Raw genomic sequence first — 12,894 nt, forward strand, 5'->3', positions numbered from 1 at the left:
GGCCTGCCGCCCGATGCACGGGCCGCCGCGCAGTCGCTGGCGCAGGACCTCGACGGCATCCCGCCGGAATTCCTGCGCCCGGCCGGGCCCGGCGCCTGGCGCCCCGAGGAAAGCGACGCGGGCGCTGGCGAGGTCGCCGCCACAAGCGGCGAGCCCGACGCGCTCTATGACGAGTGGGACTACCGGCGCGGCGCCTGGCGGCGCGACTGGTGCCACCTTTACGAATCCGAGGGGCCGGCCGGCGAGCACGCCTGGGTCGATGAGGTGCGCCTGCGCCACGCGCACCTGATCCGCGGCATCCGCCGCCGCTTCGAGGCCTTGCGCGGCGAAGACAAGCCGCAGCGACGCCAGCTCGACGGCGAGGAGATCGATCTCGACGCGCAGGTCGACGCCCGCGCCGACCGCCTGGGCGGCGCCGAGCCCTCGCCGCGCCTGTTCATCCACCGCCGCCGCGTCGAGCGCTCGCTGGCGGTGATGTTCATGGTCGACATGAGCGGCTCGACCAAGGGCTGGGTCAACGACGCCGAGCGCGAATCGCTGGTGCTGCTGTGCGAGGCCATCGAAGCCCTGGGCGACAGCTATGCCATCTACGGCTTTTCTGGCTGGACCCGCACGCACTGCGACATCTACCGCATCAAGCGCTTCGGCGACCGCTACGACGCGGCCACGCGGCAGCGCATCGCCGGGATCGAGGCGCGCGACTACACGCGCATGGGCGTCGCCGTGCGCCACCTGTCCGGCCTGCTGCAGCGGCAGAACGCCCGCCACAAGCTGCTGGTGACCTTGTCCGACGGTCGCCCCGACGACCATGGCGACGAGTATCGAGGGCGTTATGGCATCGAGGACACCCGCCGCGCGCTGCTGGAAGCACGCGAGAAGGGCATCCGCAGCTACTGTGTCACCATCGACCGCCACGGCGCCGACTACCTGCCGCAACTCTATGGGCCGGCGCATTACACCGTGATCGACGACGCGAAAAAGCTGCCGGCGCGGATCGCCGACATTTACCGCAAACTGACGGCCTGAGCCGGGCACACGACAGGAGGATGCGATGAGCGAGTTATCGGGCGAGTCTTCAGGCGAGTTTTCCAACCGGGTGGCGCTGGTCACCGGGTCCTCCAGCGGCATCGGCGAGGCCATCGCGCGTCGCCTGTCGGCGCTCGGCGCGTCCGTGGTGATCAACTCGGCCAGTTCGGTCGAGGCCGGCAGCCGCATCGCCGCCGAACTGGGAAAGGACGCGCTCTACGTGCAGGCCGACATTGCCGACAAGGCGGCCGGCGAACGCTTGCTGGCCGCGACCCTGGCGCGCTTCGGCCGGCTCGACATCCTGGTGAACAACGCCGGGTGGACCACGGTGGTGCCGCACCAGGACCTGGATGGCCTGACCGACGAAATCTTCACGAAGACCTTCGACGTCAATGTCACCGGTACCTGGTGGCTGACCAAGGCGGCGATGCCGCACCTGATGCAGAGCGACGACGGCAATGTCATCAACATCACCTCGATCGCCGGCGTGCGCCCGGTCGGCAGCTCGATCGCCTATTCGATGGCCAAGGCCGCGCTGAACCAGATGACGCGCCTGTTGGCCAAGTCCTGCGGCCCGGTGCGGGTCAATGCCGTGGCCCCTGGGCTGGTCGAGACGCCCTGGACGCGGGACTGGCAGGCGCAGCACGAGGCGGTCAGGGCGCGCGCGCCGCTGCAGCGCTCGGCGACGCCGGACGACTGCGTCGAGGCGGTGCTGGGCCTGCTGCGCAGCCGCTATGCCACCGGCCACGTTTTCGTGGTCGATGGCGGCCTCACGCTGGCGATGTAGCGCTGCCATGAACCGAACAATCGCCGTGCCACCAGCGCCGACTTTTGAATCCGGGCCACGATGGAACAGGCAGCGCCGGCTGCTGCTGCTGTCGCCGCTGCTCGCCCTGCCGGCGGCGCGCGCCGCCACGAACCTGGCGGCGACGCCGCGCCAGATGCTCGGTCCCTACTACCCCTTGCGGCCCGACGCCGGGGCCGGCAATGACCTGACCACCGTGGACGGCAAGGGTCGGGCGCGGGGCAAGACCCTGCACATCGTCGGCCGCGTCACGGACACCGCGGGCCGCGCGCTGCCCGGCCTGCTGGTCGAGATCTGGCAGACCAACGCCCACGGCCGCTACCACCATCCGCACGACGACAGCACGGCGCCGCTGGACCCGAATTTTCGCGGTTATGGCCGCGCCGCCACGGACGCCGATGGTGCCTACCGCTTCGCCACGATCATGCCGGTGGCCTATCCGGGGCGCACGCCGCACGTTCACTTCCGCCTCAGTCGCGGCGAGCGCGAGCTGCTGGTGACGCAGATGTACCTGCCGGATGCCGCCACTGCCAACGCGCGCGACGGCCTCTTCATGTCGCTGCGGGAGTCCGCCCGCCAGCGCCTGGTCGGCTTGCCGGAACGCGACGCAGCGGACACGCTGCGCTTCGACATCGTGCTGGAGTGAGCCGGCCGGGCGCGGCCCCTTGCCTTTGGTTTTGGCTTCGGTCAAACTGATCCGGCGTTTTTCACTCGACGGTGACCATGAATTCGACAGCCAACAAGTCTTCGCCTGATGTCGATCTGCGTTCCTGGCTGGCCACGCTGGAAGCCCATGGCGAACTGCGGCGCATCCGGGCCGAAGTCGACTGGAACGAGGAAATCGGCGCCATCGCCCGGGTGAACCTCGGCCTGCAGGGGCCGGGCCTGTTGTTCGAGAACATCAAGGGCTACCAGGACAAGCGCTGCACCCGCTTCCTGACCGGAACGCTGGGCAACCGCCGCCACGTCTGCCTCCTGCTGGACCTGCCGGTCGACACGCCGGACCGGCAGATCGTCGCCCACCTGAAGCGCCGCTATCGGCAGGGTATCGCGCCGGTGGAAGTCGATACCGGGCCGGTGAAGGCCAACGTCCTGTACGGATCGAGCATCGACCTGACGCAGTTTCCCGTGCCCCACTGGCACCACCTCGACGGCGGACGCTTCCTCGACACCTTCTGCGGCGTCATCACGCGCGATCCGGGAACGCAGCGCCTCAATGTCGGCATCTATCGCGGCCAGCTGCTCGGTCCGGACAAGGTCGGCAAGCTGCTGATTCCGACCCAGCACTGGGGCGGCCACTTCGCCCAGCATCGCGAGACCATGAAGCCGATGCCGGTGGCGGTGGTGCATGGCTGGCACGACGTGCTGCCCTTCTGCGCCGGCAGCCCCTTCCCCAAGGCGGTCTGCGAATATGAAATGATGGGCGCCATCCTCGGCCGTCCGGTCGAACTGGTGAAATGCGAGACCAGTGACCTCATGGTTCCGGCCAGTGCCGAGATCGTGGTCGAGGGCTTCATCTCGCCCGATCCGGCGACATTCGAAATGGAAGGCCCGTTCGGCGAATATCCCGGCTATGCCGGCGGCTCGCCCTCGCCCAAGCCGGTGCTGCGGGTCCAGCGCATCACCCATCGCGACGATCCGATCCTGCGCGGTACGCTGGAGGGTGCGCGGCCCGGCTTTCCCAGCGAGGATTCACCGCTGTGCGCCTACAGCTGGTCGGCCATCGCCTGGAACATGCTGGAAGATTCCGGCGTCGGCGGCATCACCGACGTCTGGATGCCGCCGGTGGTCACCGGCACCCACATCGTGGTGCAGATCCGCAAGCAGTACCGCGGCCACGCGCAGCAGATCGCCAACGCGCTGTGGGGCACGGGCGCCGGCCAGTGGTTCTTCAAGAACGTGATGGTGGTCGAGGAAGACATCGACATCCGCGATCGCGAGGCGCTGGAATGGGCCTGGGCCTTCCGCGTCAATCCCGCCCTGGGGCAGTTGTGCACCTTCGGCCCCACCTTCGGCTCGGTGCTCGATCCGTCGACCCCGCGCGACCAGGCCGATCCGATGAAATACGGCACCGGCTGCTGGACGCGGACCCTGGTCGATGCCACGCGCAGCTGGGAGTTCGAGCGAAATCCGGCCTGGGGCAACCGGCGCTTTCCGCCGCTCAACAAGCTGCCGGTGGCCATCGAAGAAAAGGTTCGCGCACGCTGGGCCGAATACGGCATCGGCGGCGATTACCTGTCGGAGGAGAAGCGCGAACTGCTGACCTTCGCCAAGCTTTCCAAACGCTTTCCCGAAGTCTGACGCTCAGCGCAGCGAGCGCCACCCGCAGCAGATGAAAAATGCAAAGGCAAATTGAACGCCCGCCCCCCATCCCCCCTCACGGGGGGCTATGAATTCGGCTCGCTTCGCTCGACCTTGTCCATTCGCTCGGAACGGGCTGTTTCACCCTGACCAAAAAAGAGGAGACATCATGAAACTGCGAACCACCCTGATCGGCATTGCATTCACCGCTTTCAGCGCGGCATCGCTGGCGGATATCACCGTCGGCGTCACGGTGTCGACCACCGGGCCGGGAGCGTCGCTCGGCGTCCATTACCGCAACACCTTCAACATGCTGCCGAAGACGCTGGGCGGACAGCCGATCCGCTACATCGTGCTCGACGACGCGTCCGATCCCACCCAGGCGGTCAAGAATGCGCGCAAGCTGGTCACGGAAGACAATGCGGATGTGATCATGGGCTCGTCCTCGGTGCCGAACAACCATGCCATCGCCGAAGTCGCCGCGGAATTGAAGACGGCGCAGATCGCGCTGGCGCCGATGAGCCTGCCGCCGGAAAAGATGGTGTGGACCTTCGTCGTGCCGCAGTCGATTCCGCTGATGATCGAGGGTGTGGTCAAGCACATGCAGGCTGCCGGCGTGAAGACCGTGGGCTACATCGGCTTCAACGATCCCTGGGGCGAGGGCATCGACAAGGCGCTCACCGCCCTGGCCGGGCCGGCCGGCATCAAGGTCATCGCCAACGAGCGCTATGCGCGCGTCGATACCAGCGTCGAGGCCCAGGTGCTGAAGATAGTGGCGGCCAAGCCGGACGCGGTGCTGGTCGGCGGCTCGGGTACGCCGGGCGCGCTGCCCGCCATCTCGCTCGCGGGTCGCGGCTACAAGGGACCGGTGTACGGCAACCACGGCATGGTGAATCCCGATTTCATCCGTGTTGGCGGCAAGAGCGTGGAAGGCCTGATCGCGCCGACCGGCCCGCTGGTGGTGGCGGAACAACTGCCCGAGTCGAATCCGGTCAAGGCGGTGGCGAGCGGCTTCGTCAAGGCCTACGATGCGGCCTACGGCGCGCAGAACCGCAACGCCTTCGCCGGCTATGCCTACGACGCCCACCTGCTGGTCGAAAAGGCCCTGCCCGAAGCGATGAAGGCCGCCAAGCCGGGCACGCCGGCATTTCGCGCGGCGCTGCGCGACGCGCTGGAGAAGGTGCGCGAGGCGGTCGGCACCCACGGCATCTACACCATGTCCCCGAGCAACCACAATGGCATGGACGCGCGGGCGCGGGTCCTGGTCAAGGTCGAGGGCGGTGCCTGGAAACTCGCGCAGTAAGCCTGGCTAGCCTGCTCGTCGCCAGACGGGCAGGCGATTCGTTCGGAGGATAGTGATCGACAGCCGGCAACCGATAGCCGGGACGTAGGACGGGCGGCGCCGACTGCTCGCACATGCCGCTCGGCGCCGTACCGCCAGCGACCGCAGGAAGTCCCTGTGGCGCGCCGACTCTTGCAGTTGGGGGCGTTGGCACTACTTCGAAGCCGGTCCCTTATCCTTGCCATCGGTGCTACAGGGTGGTTCCGTGCCGGTGTCCAGGTTCCAGTCGCCGAACTCGAGCCAGTCGTCCCCGAGCAGTTCCATCGGGTGCTGCGTGCGGTCCGATCCATTGCCGCATTCGAGGGCGTCGACCGGACAGTACTTGTCGCAGCCCCAGCAGATTCGCTCGGGGTGCTTCGGGTGCAAGGGAAATTTCTTCGCCACGGATCTATCGGAACCGCAATGCCGGGACGCCTCGAATTCCGACTCGGGATCCAGAACTTCGACTGCTCGGTAACGGCGGCGGCCTCTTCACGAGATCTCGCGCCCTTCCCCCGCCTCTTCCACCGTCCTTCCGTCACGAATGTGATAGATCCGCTTGAAGGTGGGAATGATCTTTTCGTCGTGGGTGACGACGATGATCGCGGTTTGATACTGGTTCGCCATCTGGTTGAGGATGCGCACCACGGCCAGCGCCCGCTGGCTGTCGAGCGGCGCGGTGGGTTCGTCGGCGAGGATCACCGGCGGCTGGTTGGCCAGTGCGCGGGCGATCGAGACGCGCTGCTGCTCGCCGCCGGAAAGCTCGCTGGGCTGCGCGCCTGCGCGATGCGCGACATCGAGCGCTCGCAGCAGGTCCAGCGCCCGCGCCCGTGACGCACTGTTCGCGCGCCCCGCGAGCATCGGCAGCAGGGCCACGTTGTCGGTCACGTCGAGGAAGGGAATCAGGTAGGGCGCCTGGAAGATGAAGCCGATGCGGTCGCGGCGCAAGGCGCGCAGGTCCGGCGTCTTCCAGCCGCCCTGCTCGCTGTCGTAGATCACCTCGCCGCCCAGGGTCATGCGCCCGCGCGTCGGTTCGATCACCGCGCCGAGGCACTTGAGCAGCGTGGTCTTGCCCGAGCCGCTGGGGCCGACCAGGCCGACTACCTCGCCGGGCGCGATGCGCATGTTGACGTCCTTCAGCGCCTCGACCGCGGTATCGCCATCGCCGTAGCGCTTGCTGAGGCCTTCGATGTGGATTCCGTGGTCCATCTCAGAGCTTACGAAGAAATCGTAGCGAGCGGGCCGCAGCGGGGTGCGGCCGGAGCGCAGCTACCGGAATGTACGTGTTTGTACATGAGGATAGCGAGCACCGCCCAATCCCCGATCCGGCACGCGCAGTAGATTTATTCATAAGCTCTCAGCCTCCGATCGCCGTGGCCGGATCAACCTTCAGCGCGGCGCGGATCGCCAGCGTACTGGCCAGCGCGCAGACCACCATGACGATGACCAGGGCACGCATGGCGTCCGCCGTTTCCAGCAGCACGTACTTGGGAAAGGCCGGCGCCCACAGCGTGGCGGATATCTTGCCGACGATGAAGCCGATCAGGCCGAGGCCGAGCGCCTGTTGCAGGATCATGCCGGCGATGGTGCGGTTGCGGGTGCCGATGAGTTTCAGCACCGCAATTTCGCGGATCTTGCCCAGCGTCATGGTGTAGATGATGAAGGCGACGATGGCCGCGCTGACCACGGTGAGGATCGCGAGGAACATGCCGATCTGCTTGGCCGACGTGGCGATCAGCTTGGCGATCAGGATCTCCTCCATCTGCTCGCGGGTGTAGGCCTGCACGTGTTTCCAGCGGCGGATCTCCTGCGCCACGCTTGCCGCCGTGTCGCCAGCGCCGACTTTCACCAGTACCGCATTGACGCTGTGATTGACGGTCTGCGACGCCGTCACCGCGTCGAGCAGGCCGGGCACGCCGGGGCGATTAAGAGCGGGGTTGGCCGTCGTGCGCGCGCGGTCGGCGATGATCGCGTCGTTGTCCTTGAGGAACTGCGCTTCCTGCGCGTCTTTGAGCGGAATGAACACCATCGGGTCGCCGCCGGAGGACACCATGCGCCGCGTCAGCCCGACCACTTCGTACTCGTGGCGCCGGATGCGGATGCGCTCGCCGAGCTTGAAGCCGGTCTTGACGTCGGCGATGGCCTCGAAGTGGCCGCGCAGCAGGCGCCGCCCCGCCACCAGATAGCCCGGCTCGCCGGGCTGTCCCGGCTCGAAGCCGACCACCATGCTGCGACTCTCGCGGGCGCCATGGCGCACCTGCATGGTCAGGTAGGTGACGTTCGCCGCCTGCGCCACGCCGGACATGCCGAGCAGTCCGCGATACACGTCGTCGCGGATGCTGGACGACTCGGCATACGGTCCCTGGGTGTCCTTCTGCACCACCCAGATGTCGGCGCCGCTGTTGGTCAGCAGTACCCGTGCGTCATCGACCATGCCGCGATAGACGCCGGCCATGGTCAGCGTGGCGCCGATCAGCAGGCCCAGCCCGATCCCGGTGAGGACGAACTTGCCCCAGGAATGCAGGATGTCGCGGCCGGCGAGACTGATCATTGCAAACTCACGTGCCGGCGATCGCCGAGACCACTTTGATGCGACTGCCTTCGGTCAGTTCGCCTTCGCTGTGCACGATCACCGCATCGCCTTCCTTGAGGCCGTCGAGGATCTGCACCTTGCCGTCGGCGCCGCTGATGCCGGCCTTGACCGCAACGAATCCGGGCTCGTCATCGCGCAACACCCAGACGCCGGTCTTGCCGCCGCGCAGGCGCAATGCCGCGCCGGGTACCGCCAGCGCCTGTTTGACGAGCGGCTGGCGCAGCGTGATTTCGCTCATTTCGCCGACCGACACGTCCTTCGGCGGCGTCTCGAAAGCGACCAGCGCAATGCGCTCTTCGGTCACGCTGTCGCTCAGCATTTCAATGCGCGCGACCTTGCCGGGCAGCACCTGGCCCGGCCGCGAGCGCAGCACGATTTCTGCCGGGAGCCCCACTTGCAGGCCGGCCGAGCGTTGCTGGTCGAGTCGCATTTTCAGCCACAGGCTGTCGGCGGCCACCAGCCGCACCACGGCCTGTCCGGCGACCACGGTCGAGCCCGGCTCGGCGTCGCGCGCGGTGACCACGCCGCCGGCCGGCGCCAGCAGACGCAGGTTGCCGCGCTGCTGTTGCGCGCCGGCACGTTCTGCGTCGAGGCGCGCGAGGTCCTGGCGCGCGCCGGCCAACGCGGCTTCGGCGGCGGCAAACTGGGCCGACGCGGAATTCATCTCCTGCGTCTTGCCCTCGGTCACGCTGGAACTGACGAAACCCTTGCGGCCCAATTCCTCATAGCGGCGCGCATTGGCGGCGGCCACTTCGCGTCGGGCGCCGCTGTCGGCAAGTTGCGCCGCCGCCGTATCGACAGCATTCTTCGCGCGCCTGGCGGCCGCGCTGGTTGCGGCAAGGCGCTGATCGAGGTCGATCGGGTCCATCTCCGCCAGCAATTGGCCGGCCTTCACGACTTCGCCGACATCCACGGCGACCTGGCGCACGCGCCCGGCTGTGGTGGGGCCGACCAGATAGCTGCGCCGCGCTTCAACGACGCCGATGCCGAACAGCAAGGGCGCCAGATCGGCCCGCGCGGCCGGCGCGACGGTGACGCGCATCGACGCCAGCGGCCCGCTGCGCGCGACGAACAGGACCAGAATGGCCACCAGCCCGACGGCGGCGGCAATGAGTGTGGCGCGACGATCGAAGGAGGATTTCATCGCGGGTTGCTCACCACCGCTGGCGCTTTCTTTGCGCGAAGGGCAACAAACGCGACCGCAATCCAGAACAGCGAGCGCAGCGACATGGCACCGGCGGTGCGCGCTTCAAACGCGCCGCCGGCGGCGATATGCACCGCAAAGGCCAGGAAGACAAGAATCGTCGACACGGCCAGGAACAAGGCCAGCGGGGCGGCCCGGGGTTTGGCCAGTAGCAGCGCCGCCCCGGCGAGGACATAGACAAAGCCGGCCAGGAAGTTGAACCAGAGCACGAAGGGCACGATGTTGCCAAGCCCGGCGCGCGCCTCCATGCCGCCGAACAATGCGCGGCCACCGCTGAACACGGTGAGGACGCCGAAAGCGATGGCGGCAATGGCCAGCCATTCAAGTATGCGTCCGGACTTCATGTGAAGCTCCTGATTCCGCGACGGTAAATGGCGAAGGCACCCGGCGCGTCGGCGCGCATTTGCCCGGCCTTGCCGCTCAGCAGCGATTGCATGACCAAGCCCTGGATGCTGCCGATGAAAGCGATGACGGCCGCTGCAGTTTCGACATCCGGCGCGACTTCGCCGCGGACTTTTCCGGCATCGATCAGGCCGCTCAGGCGTTCCCTGTAGGCGCCAATCAGAGTGCGTGCCATGCGTTTGGCGGGAGTGTCCTCGGCACGCTGCAGCTCGCCGAACAGCAGTCGTGGCACGCCGGGGTGCTCGGCGACGAACTTGATGTGGGCCATGAACACCGCTTCCAGTGCGGACAGCGGCGAGTCGGCGCCGTGAATGGCACGATCCACCCGCTGCAGCAATCGCTCGGCCACCCACTCCATGACAGCCTGCCAGATTGCATCCTTGCTGGGAAAGTGCCGAAACAGCGCGCCCTGCGTCAGGTTCATTCGCTGGGCAATCGCGGCGGTAGTGATATCGCCCGGATTCTGCTCGGCCGTCAGTTCGATAACGGCGTCCACGGTGACAGCCCGGCGCTGGTCCGCGGGCAAGTTCCTCGGTCTCGGTTCAATAGACATTTTAGGTCATTAAGTAAGTAACCAATTACTAGCTTATTCCAGAAGCCCAAGACAATCAAGAAATCCTTGCAGGAGCCACGTGCTCCAGAGGTGGCAGATGAAGGCAACGGACCCGTCTTGCCGCAACGGCTTTGGACCTGGCAGTGGCGGGTATTCGTAACCAGGCAATGCGTGCCAGCGCAGGGAATTGAACGCGGCGCGCGAATAGCCTCTTAACCCACGCTGACGGGCCGTGGGTACACCTTGGCCTCCGGATCGGCCCAGGGCTTGATCTCGATGACCTTTCTGGCTGCCGCTGGCCCGGACATGGCGTCCTTCAGGCGGTATCCGGGGCGCCCACGGCCTGCGCCGCCTCGAAGACTTCGCGCTCCTCGAAGCGCACGTGCGCGCCGTGATGCTCGCGCGAGAGTTGCAGCCGGTCGGGATGGCGTTTCATCGCGGGAAGCCCGGACCGTGCCGCCGCGGTCAGTGCGCGTGCTTCGTCGCGGGTTCGGCCCAGCCCGGATGGTCGAAGAACTGGCCATAGGCGTCGAGCGTATGAAGCAGTTGCAGCGCGCCCTTCTGCCGCGACAGCGCCTTGCTCTTGCCGGCCATGGCATCCGCCGCGGCGCCGAGCACGGCGATGACGAGATGCAGTTGCGCGTCGGCGTCCGGTGCCAGTTTGCAGTTCGCGACGATGAATGCGCTTTGCGCGTTGATTTGCTTCGCCAGCATCTGATAGGTCGCCGCTTTCAGCTTGTTTTCGTGAATGGCGGGCAAGTGTGGCTGCACCGCGGCCTTGATGTTCGCCATGCCCTGGCGCAGCGGGGCATCGGTCTTCCACTTCTGCCCGTTGTCGAGTTTCAGCGTGGCGGCGCCGTGGGCGTCGTGGTCATGCGCGGGGTCGGCGGCCCAGGCGGGGGCTGCGCTCAGCGCGAGCGAGGCGGCGACAATCAGCCAGCGGGAATTGCGGTGAGACATAACGGTGCTCCAGTCGTGTGAAGTGGGTGAATCGGCTTACCAGTATTTCTCGAAGGCCATCTGTCCCGGCACGCCGCGGCGATTGGTGGCGAAGCCACGCGCTGAAAGCGACTGGCGCAGCTCGCGTGTCATTTCGGGGTTGCCGCAGACCAGCACGCGCGAGTGGGCGACATCGAGCGGGCAGGCCGCCGCAGCTTCGAGGCGGCCGTCGGCAAGCAGCCGCGGGATGCGGTCGGCCAGTGCGGTCGCGCCCGGCTCGCGGGTGGCGATCGGCAGATAGGTGAGCCTGGCTTTGGCCTCGGCGATCAATTCGCCTTGCGGCATGCCGGCAATTTCGTCGCGCCAGGCCAGTTCCGACGAGTGGCGGACGCTGTGCGCGACGATCAGGCGCTGGTGGTTCTGCCAGACGGCGGGATCCTTCAGGATGGCGAGGAAGGGCCCGAGCCCGGTGCCGCTGGCGAGCATCCAGAGCTCGCGGCCCGGGGCCAGGTGGTCGACGGTGAGGAAGCCGTAGCTGGCCTTGTCGACGCGGATCGCATCGCCTTCGCGCAATTGCCGCAGCGGTTCCGAAAAGGTGCCGCCCGGCACCAGCACCGCGATGAATTCGAGGAACTCGTCATAGGCCGCAGAGGCCAGCGAGAACGGCCGCCAGGCAACGTCGTCGGCCGCGCCGAGCCCGAGCCGCGTGTAATGCCCCGGCGTGAAGCGGAAGCCGCGATAACGGGTGGTGCGGAAAGAGAGCAGGGTCGGCGTCCACCAGCGGATCGACAGCACGCGCTCGGTGGTCCATTTGTCCTGCGCGCCGGCGAGATTGCGCGTGGCGAGAACTTCGAGTCCAGGCTCTTCGATGGCGCCCATCATGCAGCTCCTTGGGTGGCGGTTTGGCTGCCGCCGCGCACCACGCTGGCGATCATCGTGGCAATGAACAGCAGCAGGGCGATGGCATTCAACAGGCCGCCCCCGCTGCGCAGCGGAAATGCATCGCCAAGGCCGCCGAAAATGCGCAGCGCCAGGGAAGCGTGCAGCACCAGCAGCGGTACATAAAAGAACGGGTGATAAGGAATCTTCACCCGCACCACGGCGGGGAAAATGATCGGCGCGTGGCCGAAGATCATCGAGAAGACGAAGCCGAGGCCGACCGCATGCAGCGTCGCGTCGCGCCACGGGTGGCCGGGCAGGAAGCCGCCACTGATGCCGAGCAGGCCGGCCAGCGCCAGCCAGGCGTAGCCCGAGAGCAGGCACAGGGCGATGAAGCGGACCAGTCCCCGTTGTTGCGCATTGCGCCGCGCGATGTCGTAGCGCAGCAGCCAGGCGGCCAGTGCCAGCAGGCCCGCGGAGAACAGCGCGAGGCCGGCATTTTCCTGCCAGAAGCTGATCGCGGCGCCGGCGAGGATGCCGCCGACGATGGCGAAGAACAGCCTTTGCGCCACCGCCGGGGTGGGCAGGAAGCGCGTCAACTCGAGCCGCTCGCCGGCGATGGTCAGCACCAGGAAGGCCAGCCACCAGGGCACGGCGGCGGCAAGCGCACCGCCCGCGAGCCACGCCGTGTTGCCGACCAGCCAGCACAGCGCGCCGATGCCGAGGACGACGGTGAAGGGCGCGACCAACCGGACCAGCACCAGGATGCTGGCGGCGACCAGTATCGCGGCCCCGACGACCGTCAGCACTTGCGTCGCGACCAGCGGCGCCCCGGCGAGCAGGGCGATGCCGCCGCTGCCGGCCGCGGCCG

The 12,894-nt window shown here is 67.4% G+C and carries 14 protein-coding genes; 5 read left to right on the forward strand and 9 right to left on the reverse strand.

The genetic code is table 11. The features are described 5' to 3' along the window. The 5 genes from J0M27_RS20385 to J0M27_RS20405 all read left to right on the forward strand — a co-directional run. Positions 1–1,026: VWA domain-containing protein (locus J0M27_RS20385; RefSeq protein ID WP_294996284.1), on the forward strand; the 1,026-nt coding region annotated here is incomplete at its 5' end. 25 nt (positions 1,027–1,051) lie between these two features. Beyond that, positions 1,052–1,813: an SDR family oxidoreductase gene (locus tag J0M27_RS20390; RefSeq protein ID WP_294996287.1), complete on the forward strand. Its 762-nt coding sequence runs from the start codon at positions 1,052–1,054 to the stop codon at positions 1,811–1,813. Positions 1,814–1,820: 7 nt separating this feature from the next. Continuing rightward, the gene (locus J0M27_RS20395; RefSeq protein ID WP_294996290.1) at positions 1,821–2,477 is read left to right on the forward strand and encodes a protocatechuate 3,4-dioxygenase; all 657 of its coding nucleotides are present in this window, start codon (positions 1,821–1,823) and stop codon (positions 2,475–2,477) included. 77 nt (positions 2,478–2,554) lie between these two features. Next, on the forward strand, positions 2,555–4,132 hold the full coding sequence (locus J0M27_RS20400) for a UbiD family decarboxylase (protein ID WP_294996293.1): 1,578 nt from the start codon (positions 2,555–2,557) through the stop codon (positions 4,130–4,132). A 169-nt stretch (positions 4,133–4,301) separates the two neighbouring features. Continuing rightward, a complete protein-coding gene (locus J0M27_RS20405; protein WP_294996296.1) occupies positions 4,302–5,435 on the forward strand; it encodes an ABC transporter substrate-binding protein in 1,134 nt (377 codons plus the stop codon). A gap of 192 nt (positions 5,436–5,627) precedes the next feature. Here J0M27_RS20405 and J0M27_RS20410 read toward each other — a convergent pair whose 3' ends face one another. From J0M27_RS20410 to J0M27_RS20450, 9 genes are all read right to left on the reverse strand, one after another. Next, positions 5,628–5,858, reverse strand: coding sequence for a DUF3079 domain-containing protein (locus J0M27_RS20410; RefSeq protein WP_294996299.1), 231 nt, complete (start codon positions 5,856–5,858; stop codon positions 5,628–5,630). Positions 5,859–5,945: 87 nt separating this feature from the next. Then, on the reverse strand, positions 5,946–6,662 hold the full coding sequence (locus J0M27_RS20415) for an ABC transporter ATP-binding protein (RefSeq protein ID WP_294996302.1): 717 nt from the start codon (positions 6,660–6,662) through the stop codon (positions 5,946–5,948). A 148-nt stretch (positions 6,663–6,810) separates the two neighbouring features. After that, the gene (locus tag J0M27_RS20420; RefSeq protein WP_294996305.1) at positions 6,811–8,004 is read right to left on the reverse strand and encodes an ABC transporter permease; all 1,194 of its coding nucleotides are present in this window, start codon (positions 8,002–8,004) and stop codon (positions 6,811–6,813) included. Positions 8,005–8,011: 7 nt separating this feature from the next. Continuing rightward, on the reverse strand, positions 8,012–9,190 hold the full coding sequence (locus J0M27_RS20425) for an efflux RND transporter periplasmic adaptor subunit (protein WP_294996307.1): 1,179 nt from the start codon (positions 9,188–9,190) through the stop codon (positions 8,012–8,014). Beyond that, positions 9,187–9,594: a hypothetical protein gene (locus J0M27_RS20430; RefSeq protein ID WP_294996309.1), complete on the reverse strand. Its 408-nt coding sequence runs from the start codon at positions 9,592–9,594 to the stop codon at positions 9,187–9,189. Before J0M27_RS20430 ends, J0M27_RS20425 begins: the two co-directional genes overlap by 4 nt. Next, a complete protein-coding gene (locus J0M27_RS20435) occupies positions 9,591–10,199 on the reverse strand; it encodes a TetR family transcriptional regulator (protein ID WP_365963256.1) in 609 nt (202 codons plus the stop codon). Before J0M27_RS20435 ends, J0M27_RS20430 begins: the two co-directional genes overlap by 4 nt. A 471-nt stretch (positions 10,200–10,670) precedes the next feature. Beyond that, complete coding sequence (locus tag J0M27_RS20440) at positions 10,671–11,165, reverse strand: hypothetical protein (protein ID WP_294996314.1); 495 nt, start codon at positions 11,163–11,165, stop codon at positions 10,671–10,673. Positions 11,166–11,201: 36 nt separating this feature from the next. Then, positions 11,202–12,023, reverse strand: a complete 822-nt coding sequence (locus J0M27_RS20445; RefSeq protein ID WP_294996317.1) for a ferredoxin--NADP reductase — start codon at positions 12,021–12,023, stop codon at positions 11,202–11,204. Continuing rightward, positions 12,023–12,894 (reverse strand): hypothetical protein (locus tag J0M27_RS20450; RefSeq protein ID WP_294996320.1); only part of this gene is annotated, 872 nt, incomplete at its 5' end. The genes J0M27_RS20450 and J0M27_RS20445, both read right to left, overlap by 1 nt.

The sequence above is a fragment of the Sulfuritalea sp. genome (genome assembly GCF_017302275.1).
Classification (GTDB): domain Bacteria; phylum Pseudomonadota; class Gammaproteobacteria; order Burkholderiales; family Rhodocyclaceae; genus Sulfuritalea.